We start from the raw sequence: 23,777 nt of genomic DNA, 5'->3' as shown, positions 1-23,777 counted from the left end.
TTCATCGCAAAAAGCGAACCGCCCGGAACGCCTAAGGCGGTGGACAGTATGGTGATGGACAAACAAAGGGAGCGCGGCTGTGTCTGATTTATTTGGTGACATGCCACCTCAGCAGGGAAAAGCAGGAAACAACGCGTCGCGCAATGTCGGGCCGTCTGAGCACGCACGTCGTTCGCCTGCGGCATCTACTGCTCAGACACAGCCGCGAACGCAGCCCTTGGCGGATCGCCTACGGCCGCGCCGTTTGGAAGATGTGTGTGGTCAGGGGCATTTGTTGGGCGATGAAGGAACGCTTACGCGGATGTTGGCGCGGGGCACTTTGTCGAGCTTGATATTGTGGGGCGGGCCGGGCTGCGGCAAGACAACGATTGCCAGACTTTTGGCGGGGCGGGCCGATCTCGCTTTTGCACAAATCTCTGCTGTGTTCTCCGGGGTGGCGGATTTACGAAAAGCTTTCGATGAAGCTGAGCGCCGCCAGCAGATGACTGGCCGTGGCACGCTGTTGTTCGTAGATGAAATACACCGCTTCAATCGCGCACAGCAGGATGGTTTCTTGCCATTTGTAGAGCGCGGAACTGTTGTGCTGGTTGGTGCCACGACGGAAAATCCATCATTCGCCCTCAATGCGGCTTTGTTGTCCCGTTGCCAAGTCCTGGTGCTGAATCGCTTGGATGATGCCAGCTTGGAGCTTTTGCTTCAGCGTGCTGAGAGCGTTATTGAGCGTTCTTTGCCTCTAGACCGTGAAGCCCGCGCAACGGTGAGGGCTATGGCAGACGGCGACGGGCGTTATCTACTGAATATGGTTGAGCAGATTGCGGCTTTGGGAGATGTGCCGCCCTTGGCCTCCCGAGATTTGACAGGGCTTTTGGCGCGGCGGGCCGTGCTGTACGATAAGGACCGGGAAGAACACTATAATCTGATCTCTGCACTGCATAAGTCACTGCGTGGGAGTGACCCGGATGCTGCATTGTACTGGTTCGCTCGTATGCTTGAAGGAGGAGAGGACCCCCGTTACATTGCGCGTCGTTTAGCGCGTTTTGCTGCGGAGGATGTCGGCCAAGCGGACCCTTCGGCACTGAATCTGGCAATTTCGGCATGGCAGAGCTTTGAGCGTTTAGGTTCCCCCGAGGGAGAGTTGGCTCTCGCACAGTTGGTTGTGCATCTTGCTACGGCTCCAAAATCCAATGCTGTTTATACGGCGTACAAAGCAGCCCGGCGCTTGGCGCGTGATACAGGCAGTTTAATGCCGCCAGCACATATCTTGAATGCCCCCACTAATCTGATGAAAGATATCGGCTACGGACGGGGTTACGAATACGACCATGACTCGGAAGGTGGTTTCTCGGGGCAGAATTATTTCCCGGATGGTATGCCACGTGCTGTGCTTTATCAGCCAACAGAGCGAGGATATGAAGGAAGATTGCGAAAACTTCTGGACAGCCGGGCTGCGAAAAGGGCATCCCGCGAGTCATGAAAGTAAGCAATCGTATTGTCACTGAGGATGAAGCCGACCTGCGGCTTGATCGTTGGTTCAGACGCCACTACCCAAATTTGACGCAAGGCGCGCTGCAAAAGCTCTGCCGGACGGGGCAGGTGCGTGTTGATGGTGGGCGCGTGCAAACCAACACGCGTCTTTTGCCCGGCCAAAATGTGCGTATCCCACCGATGCCGGATGTAAGTCGCCCAGCGCCTCCACCGCCGCCAGATCCGCACATGGTGCGCGAAATCGAAAAAATGGTCATCTATAAGGATGATCATTTAATGGTGCTGAACAAGCCATCGGGCCTCGCGACGCAAGGCGGCCCCGGAATCACGAAGCACGTGGACATGATGTTAGACGGTTTGCGGCAGGATGAGGGGGAACGCCCCCGCCTTGTCCACCGTATTGACCGTGACACATCAGGGCTGTTGCTCATTGCGCGGACTCCCGGTGTGGCTGCCAAGCTGGCGGCTGCATTCCGTAGCCGCGATGTGAAAAAGACATATTGGGCGATTGTTGTGGGGCGCCCTCAGCCAGCTTCAGGTGTTATTGATCAGCCTTTAGCCAAAGTTGGCGCGGGTGGTGCGGCGTTGGTTGTTCCTGTTGGCCGGGATGAAGAAGACGCGGCATCCGCTAAGAGTGAATACGAAACCATTGATGCTGCGGGTAAGAAAATCACGTGGTTGGCGTTGTCTCCCTTAACGGGGCGGACGCACCAATTGCGCGTGCACTGCGAATCCCTCGGTACGCCTATCCTGGGTGACCCGCGCTACGGCGGAAAAACAGCGCATCCAGACGGGTTTTTGGACCAGTTGCACTTGCATGCGCGGGAGCTTGATATCCCACACCCTGCAGGTGGTCGTTTGATTGTGACGGCTCCTTTGTCCGCGCATATGCGTGAGACGTTCCGTACAATGGGCTTTGTTGCAGGTGATACACCGGGGCCAAAGCGCATACGCGCCAAGAAGGCCTGAAACAAAAGAGCCTGCTGGCGGTTCTAGGACACGAGATACCCAAAGGCACTGGCCATGCGCGCAGCATGGTCCGGTGTCTTTTCGTATGGTGAGGAAGAGGAGCTTCAGCGTGAAGAAGCTGGTTGTCGCTGTAATCATGTTTTTTGTGCTGGTCGTCGGCGCCAGCGTTGCAGTCAACGTATTGGTTGATCAAGACGCTTTGCGCGCTCGTGTCGCGATTGCGCTTAAGCAGGAAACGGGCCTTGATTTAAAAGTCGAGCAATCAGCAATTCAATTCTTGCCGTGGCCGTCGATTGTAGCACGAAACGTTGTGTTGTCTCGGCCCGGTGATGAGCCGTTCTTTAAAGCAGGTTCATTGCACGCAGGTTTGTCGGTTCTGGCGCTTCTGCAGCGCGAAGTCCGTTTCCAGGACTTTGTCGTGGATGGGGCTCAGATTTCGCTGCATCGTGCGGCTGATGGTCAGTTGGACTGGATGGTCCACGCTCCACGCGGGCAGGAAGAAGAAGCTCCACTGCCGGTCAATGGCTTTGAGGCAAAGCGCATTGAAGCACACTGGGCCGTAGCGCTCGATGCTTTACACCTCACGAATAGTACAATTCTCTGGAGCGACCAGCGCCTTCATTGGCGTGGAGGTTTTACGGTTCGGGCTTTGGATCTTGCGGGTCTGCGTACGCCTAGCCCGTGGATCAATCTATCTGGCGACCATGCGGGAACTCCCTTCTCGTTAAAAGGACATCTGGGTGCGCTTAATGCGTTTGGATCTGCGGCCACACCCAACGGACAAGCGTGGTCTTTCAGCCTTGCAACATCGCTTGGTCCGGATACCCGGCGTGACTGGATGAATGTTGATGGGTCAATAAGCGACCCACGTTTGATGCGTGGTTTGATATTGCGTGTCCGCGGGGAGTGGCTTGACCTGCAGGACATGCAGAAGCTTTTTCCGCACGCAGATTTGCCGCATATCCCGTCATTTGGCGGTGATATCAGCTTATCCGGTGACATCGACAAGCAGGCCCTGAGCGTAAAATCTGTTGCCGCGCAAGGAAACTACTGGCCAATGCCAGGCATTACAGTGACGGCAATACATCTCCATGCGGGTAACTTACCGATTAAGCACGTGACTTTCGGGCATGTAACTATTGGTGCGGATTCTGAGCAGGCCCCCTTGTCGGTGGAAACGGATATTGAATGGCAGGGAAGCGACTGGCACGCTTCAGGGCAGGCAGGAACGCTCGCTGGAATCACGGATTTCTTGCGAAGAGCGGGCAAGGGCAATTTTGTCCCGGTACATGCAGAGTTGCGTAGCGAGGCTTTGTCGCTCTCCAATACATTGGGCGCATCCAGTTCATCGCCCCCACTGAACGCCCAAGACAATTTGGTACTCACTGTGAGCGGTTCTTTGGGAGCAACCGCAAAACTGACTGTGCAGGGTAAGGCGGACCAACTGCATACGCCTTTCAATCTGCTGCATGACGTTGCTGTCGGAGGCGCAGTCACCATTAATGCTCAGCATGACTATACGATTGACGATTTGGCACTTGAGAGCCAAGAGGCTGCTCTAGCCGGGAATGTGCTGATCAAACGGTCAGACGGATCACGAGTGCATCTGGCCGGCTCGCTGACTTCAAAGCATTTAGACATAGATGCCCTTATGCAGGCGTCAGGGAGTTCAATCCCGCCAAAGGGAGCGACAAGCGCTGCAATAACGGCCAAAGCACCGGCTTCCGTGCCGCAAGCTCTGGTAAAAATGGGAGCAGCCGCGGATAAAGGCGGTACGAGCGCTTCAGAAGTAGCTCCCCCCTCGGCTGATGCGCAGAATACTGAAAAAGCTTTGCCCAGTTGGGTGCAATGGCTACGTAAAGCTGATGGCGATATGCACATCAGCGCAGAACAGTTGCATGCAGGTGGAGTAGATTACGCAGGCATTTCAGCGCAAATTTCTTTGTCAGCGGGGCATTTGATGGTGGATGGCCTTAAAGGGCAGAGCCTGACTGTGCCTCTTGGCGGAAAGCTGGATATAGATGCGTCAACCTTGCCAGCACATCTGCACGTGCAGGCGTCCTCCTTCATCATGCCTGCGGAGTGGGTGCAGGGCGTTATAGAAATGCCGGAGGTTTTGCGTGGACCTGTCCAAATTGTTGGCGAGTTGAGTGGTGCAGGGCAGGATACGGAAAGTCTGCGAGCCACTTTGGCGGGGAGTATTGGCTTTTCAATGGTTGATGCGCGCGTTAGCGGCACGTGGCTTGCGCATTTGGCAGGTCCGCAAGCTGCAGCGTTTATCGGGAATGGTGAGCGTAGTTTGCGGTGTTTGGGCACACATCTGACGCTGTCTGATGGTAGTGCTATAGTGGATGCGCTGGGCTTGCAGGCAGGCAATATGCAGGTTTCTGGCCATGGTCAGATCGGGCTTGTGGCCGAGAACCTTACTTTGCATCTCCGCCCATCGCTTCAGCTTGCTGGTGCGGAAGCATCAGCGCCAATTATGCTGGATGGTCCTTGGCATAATCTGAGTGTGCAGCCGGAGCGCGATGCAAACGGCAATGCCCAATTAACACTCGGGGGAGCGTCTGACACATCAGATGATCCGTGTGGAGCATGGCTCGCTGCGGGGCGGCAAAACCAGCCCGGGCCTGAGCCCAAGGCGAATGAGCGACATCATAATCGGGCGAGTGATTTATTAAAGGCACTGGGAGTGTTGCATTGAGCGCAAAAAGGCGATTTTGGAAGAGTGTCTCAGTCATAGAACAACAGGCTGAGCACGGCCTCGGGACAGTATACATGCCCGCTTTGGATGGGCGTCCGATACGCTTGCCCAAAGGAAGCACGCTGGCTGTAGCGCAGCGCCCTCTTGCGGAGGCGATTGCCGCAGAGTGGGGGCGTATTGAAGAAGGCACTTTTCAGCCCGAATCCCTGCCATTGACGCGCATAACAGGCACAATGATTGAGCGCATCCGACCTGATATGTCGGTTCCGCGCTCAGCGCTGCTGTCTTTCGGGCTGGATGACGCTTTGTGTTACGATGGAGGCACCGGTGGCGAGTCGTTACAGAGGCTGATGGCGTGGTTGGCAGAGCGGCAGATACGCCCTGTTGTAACAACGGGGTTAATGCCCGTTACGCAAGCACCGGACTATGTAAATGCTTTGGAACTTTGGCTGGCAGAGCGCAATGAAGCTGAACTGGCTGCGCTGGGCGTGATTGTGCAGGCTGGCGGCAGCGTACTGGTCGGGCTTGCTTTGCTGGAAGGTGGCCTTACGCTTGAGCAGGCCGTGTCCATTATTACCGCCGATGAACGCAAGCAAGAGGCGGTGTGGGGCGGTGACAAAGAACTGACCGCGACTATTCATACCCGCCAAAATGACCTGCAAGACGCTGTGACTTTTTTGGCGCTATCTCAGCAATAACAGCGCTTTACGCAGTGGTAGGATGACGTGTCGTAAAAACTTCATCTTACCGCCATATTCTCCTGCCAAAGCACCCGCAACGTGACAATTCGAGATGATTAGTGACTGGCTTCCGAGAGAGCTAAGCCGCCATATCATCTCATTCTGACGAAGCAGAGATGCCGAGTCATCAAGTTAGAAAAAGGTTAGACTTAAATGTCTGATGCAACATGCAAATCTTTGAAGCGGTTTCGTGCGCGTGCAGTGCGTTTTGGGTCACTCGGTGCATGGGCGATACTGGCTGCTACGCCCCTGATCGTCGTAGTCTGTGCTTTGCACGGGTAAATTTTTCGGGATTGATCGTACAAGACAACTTGAACTCTGAGCCTCTTAACCAATTTGCTTAAATGGCGTTTACTTAGAAAAGAACCGAAAGCCGATCGGCCTAAGCCGGGGTGAAGTAGGTTCCGCTGATGAGCAAAGGAGCTTTCGATGGCTTACGCAACGATCAATCCCTACACTGCTGAGACGCTCAAAACATTCCCAGAAGCAACAGATGCAGAGGTACATAAGGCACTAGACGACGCCCATGCAGCCTTTGTGCAATGGCGCGAAGTATCTTTCGCAGAACGCGCAAAAATCATGGCGTCAGCAGCGTCCATCCTGCGCCGTGATATCGATAAATATGCGCGCCTCGCAACGCTGGAGATGGGCAAGCTTTTTACAGAGGCGAAGCTGGAAGTCGAGTTGTCAGCAGACATCTTTGACTACTACGCACAGCACGCTGAAGCTCTGTTGAAGCCTGAAGACCTCCCGGTAGCTAAGTCCGCGGAAGGCAAAGCCAAATTGGTCCATCAGCCGCAAGGCATTGTGTTTGCCGTTGAACCGTGGAACTTCCCTTTCTACCAAGTCGCACGCATCATCGCTCCACAGCTCTCAGCCGGTAATACAGTGCTCCTGAAGCACGCTGGTAATGTCCCGCAATGTGCGGCGATTTCAGAAGAGTTGATGCTTGAAGCTGGTCTTCCTAAAGGGGCTTTCCAGAACATTTTTGCGGCCCGTCACCATACGGCTGTAATCTTGGAAGACCCGCGCGTCTGTGGCGTCGCGCTTACCGGTTCTGAAACGGCGGGTTCAATCGTGGCGGGGATCGCTGGCAAAGCACTCAAGAAAGCAACGCTGGAGTTGGGCGGGGCTGATGCCTTCGTCGTGCTCGAAGATGCAGATGTTGAAAAAGCCGCAAAATGGGCTGCGTTTGGGCGTCACTGGAATGCGGGTCAGGTTTGCGTTTCTTCTAAACGCTTGATCGTCGTTGATGCCGTCTACGACCGCTTCCTTGAGGTTTATAAAGCTGAGGTTGCAAAGCTGAAGGCGGGGGACCCGATGGATCCGGCCACGACGCTTGCGCCGTTGTCTTCGCAAAAGGCTGCGGATGACTTAGCCAAGCAGGTTGAGGATGCCAAAGCAGAAGGTGCCCAAGTTGAAGTAATTGGAGCGGCTGTTCCTGAGAAAGGGGCATTCTTCCAACCTCTGCTGATGACCGGTTTGCACAGCGATAATAAAGCGCGCCACTGGGAGTTTTTCGGCCCGGTAACGCAGCTTTACCGCGTGAAGGACGAAGCTGAGGCTATCCGCGTTGCAAACGACTCACCTTTTGGCTTGGGGGGCTCGGTTTTCACTAAAGATGAGGCCCGCGGCTCTAAAGTTGCTGAACAGATCAACACGGGTATGGTCTTTGTAAACCACCCTACGATGGTGAAAGCGGATCTACCTTTTGGTGGGGTAAACCGCTCTGGCTTTGGACGTGAATTGATCGGTTTGGGTATTAAAGAGTTTGTAAATCACAAATTGATTGATGTGGTTGATATTGATGCACCATTCTAAAATTGGCGCTGCTGCAGCGTAATTCGGGCCCCAGTATCATAATATACTGGGGCTTTTTTAGTGTTTGATTAAGAAAAGCGTTTTGTTGCGGCTAGGTGGGGATGCACACTGGTAAAAATATATGATGCACCCAATGTAAGATCAGATAATCGTCCGGATTATCTTTTGCCTTGTAGTGAATTCCGAAACGGAAAAGAGACAGGCCATGCCATTTGTCACAACATCCGACGGCGTAGAAATTTTTTACAAAGACTGGGGGCCGAAAGAGGCCCAGCCAATTGTCTTTCATCATGGTTGGCCGCTTTCTGCGGATGACTGGGATGCCCAGATGTTGTTTTTTCTGGGCAAAGGTTTTCGTGTCGTGGCGCATGATCGGCGGGGCCATGGTCGCTCTGAGCAGGTGAGCGAAGGGCACGACATGGACCATTATGCGGCCGATGCTGCGGCTGTGGTAGAGCATCTCGACCTGAAAAACGCGGTCCATATTGGACACTCGACAGGTGGCGGAGAGGTTGCGCGATATGTAGCTCGGTACGGGCAGCCTCAAGGCCGTGTTGCTAAAGCTGTGTTGTTGAGTGCTGTGCCCCCGCTTATGCTCAAGGCTGAGCGAAGCCCGAAAGGTGTGCCGCTTGATGTATTTGACGGTTTTCGGTCCGCGCTAGCACAAAACAGAGCGCAGTTTTTCCAGGATGTACCCTCGGGGCCTTTTTACGGGGCAAACCGGGAAGGCGCCAAAATTGCTCATGGCACAATTCATAATTGGTGGCGCCAAGGTATGATGGGAAGCGCTTTGGCCCACTATGAGGGGATCAAAGCCTTTTCGGAGACGGACCAGACCGATGATTTAAAGGCGCTCACCGTACCTGTCCTCGTCCTTCAGGGAGATGATGACCAGGTAGTTCCGTACGAAAATGCGGCTATTCTACAGGACGAAATTCTGAAAGATAGCACGCTGAAAATCTACCCCGGCTATTCGCACGGAATGCATACCGTTAATGCAGACGTAATTAACGAAGACATACTGGCATTCATTTCTTCGTAGGAATGCTCGTAATCGAGGGATATTCCAGCAGGCTTTATCTTTGCTGGAATATCCAAAATTTCACCAAATAATACAGTCTTCGTGGGCTGTTTTATGTGCAGAGCTTTTATGCCTCTCGGTATGAGGGCGAACACGGAAAAACGATGTTTGCTCACCCAAGCCGACAGCTTCCTGGTTAAGGGAGGATATGGCCATGGTATTTTCTTCAACTAAGGCTGCGTTTTGCTGAGTGGTCGTCGTCATTTCCTGTACGGCGCTATTTATTTCTTCCAATGTTATAGATTGTGCGTTTGCTGCTTGAGCAATCGATGACACGAGGTGGTCAATATCGTTCATCTGTTGAAAAATTGCTCCGAGTGCATCACCAGTACGATCGACAAGGTTTACTCCATCCGTAACAAAATTAGCCGAGTTAGAGACAAGGCTTTTTACATTGCGGGCACCCTCGGTTGATCGAAGAGCTAAATTGCGTATTTCGGTAGCAACAACAGAAAAGCCACGTCCGGCCTCTCCCGCACGTGCAGCTTCAATGCCCGCATTCAGCGCGAGCAGATTGGTTTGGAAGGCAATGTCGTCGATCAATCCAATGACTTGATTGATTTCGACAAAGCGGGCTTCAATTTCGCCCATGGCATTCACGGCTGACTGGACAATTTCCCTTGATGCTTCTGCCCGCTTTCGTGCTGCGTCCGTGACGCAGGCAGCTTGGGCTGCATTGTTTGAGGACTCGCGCACCATGTCTACAACGCGGTTAAGAGCGACTGAAGACTCTTCGATATTTGCAGCTTGTTGTTCCGTTCTCCGTGCCATGTCAGAGGAGGAGGTGGTAATTTGTTTGGCACCTGCCCCGATAGCGACAACACCGCTTTGAACAGCCGCAATAGTTTTTTGAAGTTGTGTGCAGGCAGCGTTAAAGTCGGTTTTCATAACGGCAAAGTGTTCTGGGAATTCATCTGCAATACGGTATGCCATATTCCCCTCAGCTAGAGCGGAAAGCCCTTTACGTATGGCTTCGGAGACATTTAGGCGTTCAATTTCCTCACGTTCTTTTTGTTGGGAAACGCGCTTTCGTTCCTGTGCTGCTTGTTCGCGCTCAAGTACTTGTAGGGTGTTATTCTTTTCGGCTTGTAAGAGCGATGTACGAAAGTTTTCCAGACCGCGCGAAATAGCGCCTATTTCATCAGTGCGGTTAAGGTCAGCGGTTATGCGCGTGTAGTCTCCTTTTTCTAAGGTGGAAACTGAATCCAAAATATGATCGAGGGGCTCTTTAAGAGAGTTCTTGAGTATTTTAAATATTAATAAGGTTGATAATATTATAAGTATAATCCCTGGTATTATAATTTTAGCGATATTTTTATATATAGGATAATTTAAATCCTTATTGGGTATATTAACTATTATAGTCCATACTTGATCAAAACCATCAAGCTTTACAGGTGATGCGATGCGGATATTGTTTCCATCATTATAGGCATAATCAATTGAGAAGGTATGTGTTTGTATAGATCGGTCAATGAGAGAACTGTGCGGGTCATTATACGCCTCTAAATTCGACGTATTTCTACGGTTGTAAATCCATAGTTTTTTATCGGATAGTAATGAAACGGAAGAATTTTCCGTTATTTTTGCTTTTTTGAGAAGTTCCGATATCCAGTCTAGTGGTATATCAACGCCCACAGCGGCCACTCGTTTCCCATTTATGGTAATAGGATAGGTGGGGGAAACCATAGGTATTTTTGTTTCTATATCTATATAGGGCTCTAGCCCTGATGATTTACCTGTGTTTATTATATTATTATAAACGTCCCCGTAATGCTCGGCAGGGGTGTATAACTCGATATGATCATTGGATTTTCGTACTAAATAAGGTAAAAATATTCCGTGCAAATTAGTGCCTAAATTACTTTCACCGTCTTTTAAATTAGGTAATCCATGAGGTATTTCTTTAAAATCAACAGCATATAGTTTTTTATATGCAGACATATTTAACATTAAAAGGTCGAGTATTTCCTTTCGCGTAAGAGAATTATTTTGCGAGCTATTTTCTATGGATGCTTTGATAGATCTTATAATGTTGTCCCGGTAAGTAATTTCATTACGTATTGAAGTTGAGAGTCCATCTACTTTGAGTAGTGCTTCCTGCTCCATATTTTGACGGGTATTTTTAACTATATATGAACTTGAAATAATTGTCGCAAATATTTGTACGAATATTAAAGAAGATAAAGTTATAGTCAGTATTTTTTTAGAAATTGATGACTTAATATGTTTTGTCATGACAAATTAAAACTCCAAAAATAATATTATTATGGAGTTTTATTAATTTTATATGAAGCGTGGTGCTTATGGTTCGAAAGAATTGATAAAACTGTACTTGTAAAATTTAAATATGACGGAGTGGTCTGGCTCAAAGGTGCGGAGGAGGGCGCCTTTAAGCCAGATAAATGATCTCACACTTCGCCGGAATCCGGCACCATGATGCTGACGGTTGCCGTTGCAGCAATGCCTTCTTCACGGCCAGTAAAGCCGAGGCGCTCTGAGGTCGTAGCTTTGACAGAGATACGGCTGGCGCTGACTTTTAGGAGTTCTGCCAGTCTTTCTTGCATAGCCAAAGCATGAGGGCCGATTTTAGGGCGTTCGCAGATGAGAGTAATATCGGCATTCACGAGAAAGCCCCCGCGCGCGCGAATGCGTTCACCTGCATGGATCAGGAAGCGCGCTGAGTCCATGTTTTTCCACTCGGCTTCACTTGGTGGAAAATGGCGCCCAATATCGCCTTCATTCAGGGCACCATAGATGGCATCGCAAAGTGTATGGATACCAACATCGGCATCGGAGTGGCCAGCGAGACCACGCGTATGTGGAATTTCGATTCCGCAAAGGATCAGCTTACGATCATCGGCAAAAGCGTGAACGTCATAGCCAAGGCCGACGCGGGGCAACATATTCCCTGCAATTATTCCTTCTAGGCGCATCATATCCTCCGCAACGGTTAGTTTAATATTATTCTCGGAACCAGGAACAATGGCGACGTGGTGTCCGCCTTGCTCGAGAAGTGCAGCATCGTCCGTGCGTGCATCAGGATGCGTGCGATGTAGAGTAAGAAACTCTGTAAAACGAAAGCCCTGAGGTGTTTGCGCCCGAAAAACTCCATCGCGCGGGACGGTCCCGGTAATGATGTTGCCGGACACTTTTTTGAGCGTATCGCTTACAACGATGGCCGGAATAGCGCCTGCATGGGTTTTCAGCGCCTCAATGACACCCTGAACAACTGAAGCAGGGACGCAAGGGCGCGCACCGTCATGCACCAAAACAAGATCAGGAGGTTCGGGTAGGGCTGCTAATGCCTCCAGCCCGTTACGGACGCTGTCGTGTCTTTCTGCGCCACCAGCAACGGGAGTGAGAACATCTAGGCCGGCTAGGCTTTCTGCCAGTAATGGGTCATCACCCACGGGCAGGAGAATATGGACGTGAGGGAGCAATGCTTCAGCTGCACGACGGATGACTGGCTTTCCGTGGAGCAACCGGAACTGTTTGCTGGCACCGTCAGCTTGTGGTGCAGATTCGACGAAGCGCCGACCACGGCCGGCAGCGAGGAGAAGGGCAGCAATACGCATGGGAGGAGGAATGGTCTGCCCTTCACGCCTCGTCAAGGGGAGGGAGAGATGTTTTGCGCGTGTATGTGACCTGACGAAGAGGGGAAATGAAGCAAACTGATGCGACTATTCAGCGTTTTTTAGTTTTGGCAAGGAATGTGGAACGAAGGATGAGTTGTATGAGAAAGCAGCGATACTTTTTGGGGCTGGTTTTCGGATCACTTTGCACGATGTCGAGCGCGTCAGCTGATGATCATGCAGGGCAGACAGCGCATGCAGAAAAACTGCTGCAAGCGGATCATGCTTGGAATGGCGACGCTTACACATCCTATCCGCAAGGTAAGCCGCAACTGACAGTGCTCAAGATTACGATTGCTCCCCACGCAGCTCTACCATGGCATGAGCACCCCGTGCCGAACGCAGGCTATGTGCTGGAAGGCACTCTCACGATCGAAGATAAAGCAAGCGGAAAGACAAAAACGTTCCACAAAGGCGAGGCCTTTGCCGAGAGCGAAAATGATCCTCACAGGGGTGTTGCCGGGGATGAACCGACCGTATTGTTACTAACTTATGCCGGAACGCCCGGCAGACCCACCTCGATTCCCTTGGCAGGTGAAAAAAACGAGTACTAGGCGTGCCGAAGGCGGCTTGGACTGTAAGGCAATCACGGGTTTGCCGTGTTTTGGGCGTTATATGGGTTGGTAGCCCTGCCACTCGGCTTTTATCGGGGTTCCATCGCTGCTCGGCTCTAAGTGTATGAAATGTCCATCGATTGTGTCGAGTAAAACGCAATCATCTACTTCCATTAGATTGTCGCGGTGCTGATGGTCGTGCCCAGTGAGCAGCATCTTCCGGGCACGGGCTTTGGCAACTTCAGGAGAGGCGGCGACGAGGAAGGTAAAAGCGTGCTCTTCCGTTAAAGCGCCGGGAAGATATCCACCCATGTTGATGAAATAGAGTTTTTGTTTTGATGCCGACGGCGTGGGACGAACGGAAATTGCATAGCCATCGGCCCATTTCAGCACGCCATACGCATCAATGTGCAATGATGCGCGCGTGCCGAACCAGCGTTCGATCAAAGGCGGGTATGCGTCTTTTGCGTTTTTGGCTATGGCAAATTGCACGTCGTGAACTTCAATGTTCGCTTTGGGTGCTTCTCCGCCGAGGTAAAAAACAAATAGGTTTTTATCGCTGGTCATAGCTTGCAACCGGTATGAAAATTCGGTGATGGCGCGCAGGGACATGGTTTAATGAATGAGGCCGTATTGGTGTGGGCTATCCAGGCTGAAGACTGGAATATTCACGTCAAAGCGTTTGCCGGTGCTGGGTTCAACCATGTGGTAGACACCACGCATGAATCCGCTTGGCGTCGTGAGCATGGCGCCAGACGTGTAAATATAAGGCTCGGTACGTGAAATGAAGGGCTGTTCACCGACGACGCCGTCTCCATGGACATGCTCAGTACGACCGAGGGCGTCTACGATTTCCCAACTGCGGGAAACGAGTTGCACCGTGTCTCCGCGCGTACTTTCTATGCTGATATGGTAGGCCCAAGCATAGCGGTGATCTTCCGGCTGGGACTGATCATCCAGCCAAAATATTCTTACGGTGACGGTAACGTCTTGTGTTGTTTCGGAAAAACGCGGTGCATTTTCCATCGCCTCGGCTAAGGCCGTTTCCGGGTCGGTGACGAGTTGCGGGGGGATGGTTTATCTTGCATGGCCCAATTGTAGCGCAGGGCCATGCAGATGTCAGGTTATGTTATGAACTCTTTTGTGCTGCAGCGGCACCGATGCGTAGATCATTGATCAGGTCTGTAGGGTCTTCCAGTCCGACGGAAAGGCGAATAACCCCGTCGGTGATCCCAAGCCGTGCCCGCTCTTCCGCAGCAACGCGCATATGTGTGGTTGTTGCCGGGTGTGTCGCGAGGCTGCGCGCATCTCCGAGGTTGTTCGAAATGGCAATAAGGGAGAACGCGTTAAGGCAGGCAAATGCTCCAGCTTGTCCGTTTTCGACCTCGAAGGCGATGAGAGAGCCACCATTGCTCATTTGTTTTTTGGCAAGAGAGGCTTGCGGATGATCCGCCCGCCCCGGGTAGCGCACCGTTTTTACGCCAGAAAGCTCGGCGAGGGCATCTGCGACTTGCGCGGCATTGCGCGCCATTGCTTCCGTGCGTAGTTGCAGGGTTTCGAGGCCTTTAAGTAAAACCCACGCATTGAAGGGAGAAAGAGCATTTCCCGTGTTGCGGGTGAAAGGTTGGAGCGTCTCGCTGATCCAGCTTTTGGTGCCAAGGACAGCACCGCCCAAGACACGCCCTTGACCATCAATATGTTTGGTACAGGAATATAGCACTACATCTGCGCCGAGCTTCAGTGGTGATTGGCCTAGAGGAGAGGCGAACACATTATCCACCATGAGCAGGCCGCCTGCCTCATGCGTCAAATCTGCAATGAATTGAATGTCCAACACATCCAGCATTGGGTTTGATGGGCTTTCAATAAGAACAGCGGCTGTAGGCTTAGACAAAGCCTTCTTCCAGCCATCGTGGTCACTGCCATCGACGAGTTCGATATCAATGCCGTAGCGAGGCAGGAGTGACGTTACGATCCAGTAGCAAGAACCAAAGAGCGCGCGTGACGCAACGACGCGATCACCTGTTTTCACATGTGAAAGAATGGCGGATGATACTGCGCCCATGCCTGTTGAGGTGGCAATGCAGGCCTCTGCTCCCTCAAGTAAGGCGAGGCGTTCTTGGAATGTATCGACCGTAGGATTGCCGAAGCGTGAGTATTGGAAGCGCTCTACGTCGCCGGTAAAGGTGGCTGCTGCCTGCTCGGCGCTGTCGTAAACGAAGCCGGATGTTAGAAAAAGTGCCTCAGACGTCTCGCCGTATGGTGTACGGTTCGGGGCATCGTGCAGGAGGCGTGTCGCGGTTTTCCAGTCATGTGATGGCATTAGGGTCAGTCCCTCCGTTGGGGCAGAATCCCGCATAGGGATTTTGCGCCTGTGGTGGGCCGTGGAAGTCCTGGGGAATCGGGGTAACCTCAGGGCCTCTTTAGCGCAATTTTTTAACCTCGCCGCAAGCCGGCCGCTCAAATCACGAGGGTGGTTAGGCCTTTAAGGCTTCCACAGTCATGGACTATGAGCGGAGTTTTATACTGTCGTCAACAGTATATATATGCGGGAAGGAGATTGCAGTTTTGCAGTGATAGGATTATAGATCCGGGTGTCTGCGGGTGTAGTTCAATGGTAGAACGGCAGCTTCCCAAGCTGCATACGAGGGTTCGATTCCCTTCACCCGCTCCAGCTTCCTTAAAATTAGCGTATATTCGGCATAGCGGGTGAGTTCAGCGTGTCCTGATACTGGCTGCCATCCCAAATCCAGCGATCATTGCGGCCGACTTGTAGGTCTTTCATGCCCCGGTGGCTCGTGCCTAAAACAGAAATGTCGCCGTTCACGGAGTCTAGAACGGTCGTCCAGTTATTATCGTGGCGCAGGTAAACTGAAGTTGTGCAGCCTGCAGACCCACAGAGTCGCGCCGACTGTAATTGGACAAAGAGGGCTTCGTCTCCTTTTTTGGACGAAAGCGGAGCAGAGCCTACAAGTACCACAGGAAAGTCGTGGTGCTTTGCAGCGTCAGCCAGATCATCTTCGTTAAGCGTCCGCGCGTCATGATCCAAAGCCGTTCCGGGGTGGGCCGCCAAAATAACCGGAGCCGGATATATGGATGCAGCGCTGTGCGAACGCGTCGCACGGTGGCGGGCCTGCGCAGGGGCACTGATTGTAGCAACGACAAGAAGGGGCAGGGCAGCGCACAGCAGGCGATGGAACATGGAGCGTCTAGCCTTGGCTAAAAAGTGAAACTGAAGTGAGTATATAGCACATAGTATGGATCAGTTTCATTTTGTGGTGAGGGTGGGGGTTATTCGTGCCGTAATGTGATCACGAGAACATCACGGTAGGCAGGTTGCGCCGGATTGATTGGCGTAACGGGCGTAACGCCATGGAACACCCGGTGGTCATCAACAAGCGCAGCATCAAGTGGGTTTGTAAGGGTGAAAGAGCCGAGAAGGTTTTGCTCGTTATCGTGAATAGTGGTCGTGCCTTGCTCTACGTTGCTACGATTGATCATGAGCACCAATACCCAGTCCACACCGTCTTTGTGCATACCCTCGGGCGTTGGTTGGCCCGCTTCATCGGGTAGCGCTTCGATTCGGAACTGATGAACTTCTGCGTGCCATGTGTGGGGCCGACTCTCGGCGGGTGTTAACGCGTAGGCAAGGGATGCAATGGCGCGAATGGCCGCATGCATCGCCGGGTGAGCAGCGACGCGCGGCTCAATGGCTTTAAACCAGCGTTGGATGCCACCGTTCAAAATATTATGGTCGCGGCTTTGGTAATGAGGTTGGCGCTGTTTGGGGGTAATGGTTGTCTGGTCGACCGCAAAAGTTGCGTATCGGCGCCTGCGATAGCGCCCGGCATCCGCCATGTAGCGGTCTAAGCCGAGGTGATTCCAGCTTTCGGCAAATGAGGCCCAGTCTTTTAGACCGAGTTGTTCCAGAGCAGGGCGCATGACGTCGTGTGGGACACGCGCGAAACCCTTGAGTTCTAGGCTGTTTTGAACGGCCGGATCAAAGGGGCCGTTTAATGTGGCATGCGTGTCAGGAGTCGTCATAATACTGGTAAGGTGGGCTTTTCCTGAGAGAAAGTCCACCTTACCACCGAGTTTGTTTTAGCCGCCTAGATCAGGGCGTGCTGGTGCAAAGCGCTCGCGCAATGTTTCGCTTAGAGCCTTGCAAAGACCTGTCACGCCAGCTTGATGTTGGCGGTAAAGACCTTCATGCACGATACGGGCGAAAAGCCCACTCAAAAGTCCGCCACCGAAGCCACGCTGAGGGTCGAACATGCCCCAGCCGTTGTAGTTTCCAAGTGCAACCACCGCACCGCGGTCATGATACGCGAAGGCTGGAGGCGTTGAGCCAGCAACAATTTGCGGCAGGGCGCGGCCAAGATATTCGCCCTGCTGTCTTGCTACTTGTGCTGTCGGTGCAAGAGGGGCGCTATCGATACGGGAGCAATCGCCGATAGCAAACACGTCAGGGTCTTGGGTTGTTTGCAGGGTCGGCGTGACGCTGAGTTGCCCTGAACGGCCGCGCTCCAAGCCATCAAGGAGGCTGGTTGCATTGGACGCGCGGACACCTGCGGCCCAGATGCGAAGGTCGCAGGGGATATGCTCACCAGACTTCAGGTTAAATCCTGTATCGTCAGCGCTGACCACCATTGCGCCCGTGCGGACCGAGAAACCAATTTTCTCGAGTTCCTGAGCGGACTCTGTCGAGACGGTTTCCGGGAAGGCGGGTAGGATGCGCGGACCAGTCTCGATCAGCACGGCATCAAGCAGCTCACGGCGAACTGCCGGACCGAAGCCGACTGCTTTATCAAGAGATTTACAAAATTCTGCTGCGAGCTGCACGCCCGTTGCACCGCCACCAACGATACCGAGGGTTAGCTTCTTGCCGTTTGCGCGGGCGCTCTGTGCTGCCTCGCGAAATGCGGCGTAGAGTGTGTCAGCGTCGTTCAGGCTGTCCAAAAAGCGACAATGGTCAACGATGCCGGGGATGCCAAAGTCATTGGCGCTCGACCCGAGTGCGACCACGAGCTTGCTGTAGGGCAGAGTTGTGCCGTTCTCGAGGGTAACGGTTTTCGCTGCGCGGTCGATTGCTGTTGGAACGCTCTGCGCAAACGTAAAACCATTTTTCGTTGCGGTTTCGGTGAAGGGAACGCAGTTCCCGTCATGGCGCATGGTGCCAGCCGCGAATTCGTGGAGGGCAGGTTTCCAGTAGTGAACCGGGCTGCGGTCCACGAGTGTTACAGCAAGGTCTTTGTTCTTGCTGAGTGAAGATGCCGCCTCAAGGCCTGCGACGCCGCCCCCGAGAACAACGACATGCGTTTGAGAAGCCATGATTCGTTTTCCTCTATACCCGTCCGTTCCACGAAGCTGGAACATGGTTTGTGCTAGAATCAGAACCGAAGCGAAGCAACCCCCGCTCCCGTTCTTGTGTACGAACGAGCTTAAAAGACAGCCGTTCGATTGTGTAAAATGAAGTGTTTAGCTGCGGTATGAGCCGTTAATATCAATGTAGCCATGTGTTAAATCACAGGTCCAGACAGTAGCTGAGCCTGAACCGAGGCCGAGATCTACCGTGATGTCGATTTCTTGCCCTTTCATGTGGGCTACTACGGGGGTCTCGTCGTAATTTGGTACGACACTACCTTCTTTCGCGATCCACACACCACCGACACCGACAGCCAATGTGTCACGGTCAGCTGGTTCACCGCTCTTGCCCACAGCCATAACGACGCGGCCCCAGTTCGCATCTTCTCCAGCGATAGCTGTTTTTACTAGAGGCGAATTGGCAACGCTAAGAGCGACTTTGTGCGCCGAAATGTCGGATGTTGCGCCTGTGACATCAATGCGGATTTGTTTTGTCGCGCCTTCGCCGTCACGCACAACAAGGAGGGCGAGTTCCTGAAGGACCTCTTGCAGGGCTGTGCGGAATTCGGACAGGGCCGGAGCGTCAGCATCCGTGATTTTGCTGTGCTGTGCCTGCTGTGTAGCGAAGGCCATGAGCATGTCGGACGTCGATGTATCCGAGTCCACGGTAATGGCATTGAAGCTTTTTTGGCTGAAGCGCGAGAGAAGCGTCTGTAAAACGTCCTGTGGGAGGCTGGCATCTGTCATGACATAGGCAAGCATTGTTGCCATGTCTGGGGCTACCATGCCGGAGCCCTTGGCAATGCCTTGGATACGGACGGGCGTGCCATCAATCGTAATGTCGCGCCGTGCGGCTTTGGGAAACGTATCCGTGGTCATGATAGCGCGGGCTGCTTGTTCCCAGTGATCAGCTGAGAGGCCTTGCTGCGCTGCGGGGAGGGCATTGATGATGCGCTCTGGCGGAAGGACTTCGCCAATCACGCCCGTTGAAGCAAGAAAGATTTCATCTTTTGGGCAGGACAGGTGCGCGGCTAGAGCCTCAGCACAGTCTTCTACCGTTTGACGGCCTGCGCGGCCTGTAAAGACGTTTGCATTGCCCGCATTGACCAATAAGGCACGCGCAGTCGGCGTTTTCAAAGCCTGACGGCACCAGTCAATTGGTGCGCCAGGGCAGAGATTTTTGGTGTACACGCCCGCAGCGATTGTTCCGGGAACAAACTCCGCGAGCATCAGGTCTGTACGGCCGGCGTAACGAATGCCAGCTGCCACGGCTGAGAGGCGCACACCCTCCACTGTTGCAAGGTCCGGAAGAGGACGGGCGAGCGGGGAGACAGTGAGAGGCGTAGCCATGATGTACCTAACAGTGTGAACGAATAACGATTACTTCTGAGCAGGCGCAGCCTGAGCAGGTGCTGCCGTGATGGGCTTACCCTGCGCGTCAAAGTGAACCACTTTTACCTGTGCTTCAGCTTTCTGCACAACAGTGCGCACCTGATCACGGATGACTTCCTGACGGATTTGATCGTGCAGTTGCTCAAACGTCGGAACTGGTGCTGTGCGTGAGCCCAGAACCTGAATGACATGGTAGCCATACTGCGTATGCACTGGCGTTTGTGAAATGGAGTTTGGCTTCATGGAGAATGCCGCTTCAGAGAATGCTGGCAGCATGTCGCCTTTCTTGAACCAGCCAAGGTCGCCGCCATTTGCACCAGCAGAACCCTTGTCCTTGGACAATTGTGCTGCCAGCTTTGCGAAGTCCGCACCGTGGTTAAGTTGCTTGATGATGTCCTTGGCTTGCGCTTCGGTCTCTACAAGAATGTGGCGTGCGTGAACTTCTTCTTCAGGCTTCTGGTTTGCGTAATGCGCCTGATAATAATCCTGCAGCGCTGCATCCGTAACCAGAGGTGCAACTTTTTCTTCTAGGTAAGCGTTTTGCAGCGCACCGTTAGCAGCTGCTTCCATGGCTGCCTTAACGTCAGGCTTGTTTTGCAAACCTTCCTTGTTGGCGACCATCTGAATGGCTTTTTGGTCAACGAGTTGGTTGACGAGCAGCGGGATCAGGACGGAAGGCTGCAGCTGGCGTGCCTGTGGAGGCAGGCTTGATGCAGCATGCTGGACGTCACCAAATGTGATTTTTTCGCCATTGACCGTGGCAATAACCATGGTTGGGCTCGGGGGAGCGGCTGGTGCCGCTGTAGGTGCCTGTGCTGGTGCAGCCGCAGGAGCTGGCGCAGCGTGAGCAGGAGAAAGAACGAATGACGCTGCCGTGAGGAGCGTTGCACCAGCGAGAAGAGAGCGGTTAAGCCGCATGAAAATACCTCGAACCAACATAAGTGAGGATGAACAACAGGGCAGCACCATGACAAAGCCGAGAGATCCCCGCAAGGGTGTCCTCTGTTACTATTCGGTCACATGGAAGCGAAAAGGGACTATCGGGGAGGTTTTTTGTCGTGTTGAATGGAACAATAAATGCGTTTCCGGTTGGTTTTGGGCTGCTCTGCATTGACCAGACGCGGTCCGGGTCCTATTTCCGACACGACGTGAAAACAGATTTAGCTTGGGTTGTGCCTTCGTTTCGGTCGGAAATGGGGGAATGATTCAGGCCCCGGCATTCAAGGTTCAGCATGTTCGCACGCCTCGCCCGCGCCGTCTTCGGCTCCGCTAACGATCGTATGCTCAAGGCGTATCAACGCCGTGTGCCTGAAATCAATGCTCTTGAGGCATCGGTTCAGCCACTGACAGACGATGAGCTGCGCCAGCGCACTACTTTGTTTCGTGAGCGGTTAGCGAAAGGCGAAACGCTCGATGCACTTTTGCCAGAAGCCTTTGCTGTGTGCCGTGAAGCGGCGCGCAGAGTGCTGGGCAAGCGCCATTTCGATGTCCAGCTTATTGGTGGCATGGTGCTCAATGACGGCCGCATTGCAGAAATGCGGACGGGCGAGGGCAAGACGCTTGTTGGAACCCTGGCCGTTTACCTCAATGCGCTGACTGGCAAAGGCGTTCATGTCGTAACTGTCAACGACTATCTTGCCTCGCGTGACGCAGAAGAAATGTCGGCCTTGTACAGTTTTCTCGGTTTGACGACGGGCGTTATCATCCCGAATTTGTCTGACGATGAACGCCGTGCAGCTTATGCGTGTGACATCACCTACGGTACCAACAACGAGTTCGGCTTCGATTATCTTCGTGATAATATGAAGTATTCTCTGAACGATATGGTGCAGCGTCCTTTCAACCACGCGATCGTGGATGAGGTGGACAGCATTTTGATCGATGAAGCGCGAACGCCGCTGATCATTTCCGGTCCGGCAGAAGATAGCTCCGATCTGTATCGCTCTGTGGATGCCGTTGTTGCGCGCCTAGTGCAGGTGCCTGACGCTTTCGATAAAGATGAAAAGCAGAAGAATGTTACGCTGACCGAGACAGGGTCAGACGCCGTCGAAGCCCTGCTGCGGGATGCGGAGGTCATGCCAGAAGGCGGCCTATACGATATTCACAACGTAGCTGTGGTGCATCACGTGCAGCAATCGCTGCGTGCGCACACGCTTTTCACGCGCGATGTGGATTACATCGTACGTGACGGTAAAGTCGTTATCATTGACGAGTTTACGGGACGCATGATGGATGGCCGCCGTTATTCTGACGGTTTGCATCAGGCGCTTGAAGCGAAAGAAGGCGTGGAAATCCAGCAGGAAAATCAGACGCTGGCGTCCATTACGTTCCAGAATTATTTCCGTCTCTATCCGAAGCTGTCTGGCATGACCGGTACGGCGATGACAGAAGCTGATGAGTTTGCTGAAATCTACAACCTCACAGTTGTGGAAATCCCAACAAACCGTGCAGTCCGTCGTGAGGACACAGATGACGAAGTGTATCTCACGGCCATTGAGAAATATGACGCTGTCGCCAACTTGATTGAAGAAGTCCACGCAAAAGGTCAGCCGATCTTAGTTGGGACGACTTCTATTGAGAAAAGTGAATATCTTTCCGCGCTTTTGAACAAGCGAAAGATCGCCCACAGCGTTCTAAACGCCCGCCACCATGAAAAAGAAGCGAGTATCGTTGCGCAGGCTGGTGCCCCGGGCGCGATTACGATTGCTACGAATATGGCAGGGCGCGGCACGGATATTAAGCTTGGTGGTAACACCGAGATGATGATCCATGCCTCAAGCGAAGGCGTAGAGGACGAAGGTGAATTGACCCGTATTGCTGAGCGTATTCAGCAGGAAGTGGCCAAGGGTCATGAAGCGGTGATGTCGTCGGGTGGTCTATACGTTATCGGTACCGAGCGGCATGAAAGCCGCCGGGTTGATAACCAGCTGCGCGGCCGTGCTGGACGTCAGGGGGACCCGGGTAACTCCCGTTTCTTCCTCTCCCTTGAAGATGATTTGATCCGTATTTTCTCGGGCGACCGTATGGGTGGCCTTATGCAGAAAATGGGCCTGAAAGAGGGTGAGGCAATCGTCCACCCTTGGATGAATAAGGGCATCGAAACGGCTCAGAAACGCGTAGAAGCTCGTAACTTCGACATGCGTAAGAATACACTTAAATACGATGACGTCATGAACGATCAGCGTAAGGAAGTGTACGCACAGCGCCGCGAATACATGGCTCTGGATGACCTTTCGGGTGTTGTAACCGAGTTTCGTCAGGAAATTGTGGCAGAACTGGTCCACGCGCACATCCCAGAAAAATCCTTTCCTGAAGCGTGGGATATGGAAGGTCTGTCCAAAGATATCATTCGTGTGTTGAACCTTGATCTTCCTGTGCTTGAATGGGCGAAGGAAGATGGCGTCGACGCCGATGTTGTTATTGAACGTATTGAGTCTGAGGCTGAGAAGGCACAGGCAGCGCGCGCCGCTAATATGGGGCCGGAGCTGATGCGTTTGGTCGAAAAGCAGGTTGTGCTGACGACGTTTGATGCTGTTTGGAAAGAGCATCTGCATGGCTTGGACCAATTGCGCCAAGGCATTGGCCTGCGTGCATACGGTCAGCGTGACCCGCTGAACGAGTACAAGCAGGAAGCGTTCCAGATGTTCACGCACATGCTGGACGACATGCGCGTGCGCGTAACTCAGACCATGACGCGCATTCAAGCTGTGGCTGAACCCCCGGCTTATCCGGCGGTGCCAGAAAGTGCTGCGCCGCAGCTAGAGTCCGCCGAACCTGACGCGGCAACGCTGCAGGCATGGCACGAGACAGTTGCGCGCAACGCAAACTGCCCGTGTGGGTCGGGCGTGAAGTTCAAGCATTGCCACGGCAAGCTCGCCTAAGCGATACTGGTTTTTAGTTTGACGGGGCCTCGCCCCGTTTGGGTAAGGGGCGAAATGCCCTTTGCTTTTTTGGTACATAAGTAAGGAGGTGCGGGAGCCTAAAGCTCCTGCCGGGAGTTCGGGGAGAAAAACCTCGAAGGGTCAGGCCCGG

At 53.1% G+C, this 23,777-nt stretch carries 19 protein-coding genes, 1 tRNA gene and 1 riboswitch; of the genes, 10 read left to right on the top strand and 10 right to left on the bottom strand.

All coding sequences use genetic code 11. The annotated features are described in order from the left end of the window. Window positions 1-100: 100 nt before the first annotated feature. From D5366_RS02565 to D5366_RS02540, 7 genes are all read left to right on the top strand, one after another. A complete protein-coding gene (locus D5366_RS02565) occupies window positions 101-1,474 on the top strand; it encodes a replication-associated recombination protein A (protein ID WP_141493774.1) in 1,374 nt (457 codons plus the stop codon). After that, window positions 1,471-2,454: an RluA family pseudouridine synthase gene (locus D5366_RS02560; protein ID WP_141492169.1), complete on the top strand. Its 984-nt coding sequence runs from the start codon at window positions 1,471-1,473 to the stop codon at window positions 2,452-2,454. The genes D5366_RS02565 and D5366_RS02560 overlap by 4 nt, the downstream gene beginning before the upstream one ends. Window positions 2,455-2,563: 109 nt before the next feature. Beyond that, a complete protein-coding gene (locus D5366_RS02555) occupies window positions 2,564-5,158 on the top strand; it encodes an AsmA family protein (protein ID WP_170211030.1) in 2,595 nt (864 codons plus the stop codon). Next, window positions 5,155-5,856, top strand: a complete 702-nt coding sequence (locus tag D5366_RS02550) for an ATP12 family protein (RefSeq protein WP_141492167.1) — start codon at window positions 5,155-5,157, stop codon at window positions 5,854-5,856. Before D5366_RS02555 ends, D5366_RS02550 begins: the two co-directional genes overlap by 4 nt. 195 nt (window positions 5,857-6,051) lie before the next feature. Next, complete coding sequence (locus D5366_RS12115) at window positions 6,052-6,180, top strand: hypothetical protein (RefSeq protein WP_267298769.1); 129 nt, start codon at window positions 6,052-6,054, stop codon at window positions 6,178-6,180. Between the two features lie 147 nt (window positions 6,181-6,327). Beyond that, complete coding sequence (locus D5366_RS02545) at window positions 6,328-7,719, top strand: NAD-dependent succinate-semialdehyde dehydrogenase (RefSeq protein ID WP_141492166.1); 1,392 nt, start codon at window positions 6,328-6,330, stop codon at window positions 7,717-7,719. Between the two features lie 205 nt (window positions 7,720-7,924). After that, complete coding sequence (locus D5366_RS02540; RefSeq protein ID WP_141492165.1) at window positions 7,925-8,761, top strand: alpha/beta fold hydrolase; 837 nt, start codon at window positions 7,925-7,927, stop codon at window positions 8,759-8,761. A gap of 60 nt (window positions 8,762-8,821) precedes the next feature. Here the strand turns inward: D5366_RS02540 and D5366_RS02535 are convergent, their stop codons facing one another. After that, entirely contained in the window at window positions 8,822-11,038 is a 2,217-nt protein-coding gene (locus tag D5366_RS02535; protein WP_141492164.1) for a methyl-accepting chemotaxis protein, read from the bottom strand. Window positions 11,039-11,211: 173 nt separating this feature from the next. Then, window positions 11,212-12,378, bottom strand: a complete 1,167-nt coding sequence (gene ispF, locus D5366_RS02530; protein WP_141492163.1) for a 2-C-methyl-D-erythritol 2,4-cyclodiphosphate synthase — start codon at window positions 12,376-12,378, stop codon at window positions 11,212-11,214. 209 nt (window positions 12,379-12,587) lie between these two features. On the opposite strand from ispF, the gene D5366_RS02525 reads away from it, so the two are divergent. Next, on the top strand, window positions 12,588-12,989 hold the full coding sequence (locus D5366_RS02525) for a cupin domain-containing protein (protein WP_240775303.1): 402 nt from the start codon (window positions 12,588-12,590) through the stop codon (window positions 12,987-12,989). A 57-nt stretch (window positions 12,990-13,046) separates the two neighbouring features. Here D5366_RS02525 and D5366_RS02520 read toward each other — a convergent pair whose 3' ends face one another. The 3 genes from D5366_RS02520 to metZ all read right to left on the bottom strand — a co-directional run bounded on the left by D5366_RS02520 (window position 13,047) and on the right by metZ (window position 15,312). After that, window positions 13,047-13,556, bottom strand: a complete 510-nt coding sequence (locus tag D5366_RS02520; protein WP_141492161.1) for a DUF1543 domain-containing protein — start codon at window positions 13,554-13,556, stop codon at window positions 13,047-13,049. A 48-nt stretch (window positions 13,557-13,604) separates the two neighbouring features. Continuing rightward, the gene (gene apaG, locus D5366_RS02515) at window positions 13,605-14,015 is read right to left on the bottom strand and encodes a Co2+/Mg2+ efflux protein ApaG (RefSeq protein WP_141492160.1); all 411 of its coding nucleotides are present in this window, start codon (window positions 14,013-14,015) and stop codon (window positions 13,605-13,607) included. A 103-nt stretch (window positions 14,016-14,118) separates the two neighbouring features. Continuing rightward, window positions 14,119-15,312, bottom strand: a complete 1,194-nt coding sequence (metZ, locus tag D5366_RS02510) for an O-succinylhomoserine sulfhydrylase (protein WP_141493773.1) — start codon at window positions 15,310-15,312, stop codon at window positions 14,119-14,121. A gap of 79 nt (window positions 15,313-15,391) precedes the next feature. Continuing rightward, window positions 15,392-15,471: riboswitch (SAM riboswitch) on the bottom strand. A gap of 118 nt (window positions 15,472-15,589) precedes the next feature. On the opposite strand from metZ, the gene D5366_RS02505 reads away from it, so the two are divergent. Next, window positions 15,590-15,663, top strand: a tRNA-Gly gene (locus D5366_RS02505). A gap of 12 nt (window positions 15,664-15,675) precedes the next feature. Here D5366_RS02505 and D5366_RS02500 read toward each other — a convergent pair. From D5366_RS02500 to D5366_RS02480, 5 genes are all read right to left on the bottom strand, one after another. Further along, complete coding sequence (locus D5366_RS02500) at window positions 15,676-16,191, bottom strand: hypothetical protein (protein ID WP_141492159.1); 516 nt, start codon at window positions 16,189-16,191, stop codon at window positions 15,676-15,678. An 89-nt stretch (window positions 16,192-16,280) separates the two neighbouring features. Next, window positions 16,281-17,033, bottom strand: coding sequence for a 2OG-Fe dioxygenase family protein (locus D5366_RS02495; protein ID WP_141492158.1), 753 nt, complete (start codon window positions 17,031-17,033; stop codon window positions 16,281-16,283). Window positions 17,034-17,090: 57 nt separating this feature from the next. Further along, window positions 17,091-18,320 carry an NAD(P)/FAD-dependent oxidoreductase gene (locus D5366_RS02490; RefSeq protein ID WP_141492157.1) on the bottom strand — a complete coding sequence of 410 codons (1,230 nt, stop codon included), beginning with the start codon at window positions 18,318-18,320 and terminating at the stop codon, window positions 17,091-17,093. Window positions 18,321-18,467: 147 nt separating this feature from the next. Further along, a complete protein-coding gene (gene argJ, locus D5366_RS02485) occupies window positions 18,468-19,703 on the bottom strand; it encodes a bifunctional glutamate N-acetyltransferase/amino-acid acetyltransferase ArgJ (protein ID WP_141492156.1) in 1,236 nt (411 codons plus the stop codon). A 30-nt stretch (window positions 19,704-19,733) separates the two neighbouring features. Further along, window positions 19,734-20,663 carry a peptidylprolyl isomerase gene (locus D5366_RS02480; RefSeq protein WP_240775302.1) on the bottom strand — a complete coding sequence of 310 codons (930 nt, stop codon included), beginning with the start codon at window positions 20,661-20,663 and terminating at the stop codon, window positions 19,734-19,736. A gap of 314 nt (window positions 20,664-20,977) precedes the next feature. Here D5366_RS02480 and secA point away from each other — a divergent pair, with 314 nt between their 5' ends. Beyond that, window positions 20,978-23,626, top strand: coding sequence for a preprotein translocase subunit SecA (secA, locus tag D5366_RS02475; RefSeq protein ID WP_141492155.1), 2,649 nt, complete (start codon window positions 20,978-20,980; stop codon window positions 23,624-23,626). Window positions 23,627-23,777: the final 151 nt, after the last annotated feature.

Origin of the sequence: Neokomagataea tanensis (assembly GCF_006542335.1) — a bacterium.
Taxonomy (GTDB): domain Bacteria; phylum Pseudomonadota; class Alphaproteobacteria; order Acetobacterales; family Acetobacteraceae; genus Gluconobacter; species Gluconobacter tanensis.
This window is presented reverse-complemented; position numbering and strand designations above follow the sequence as displayed.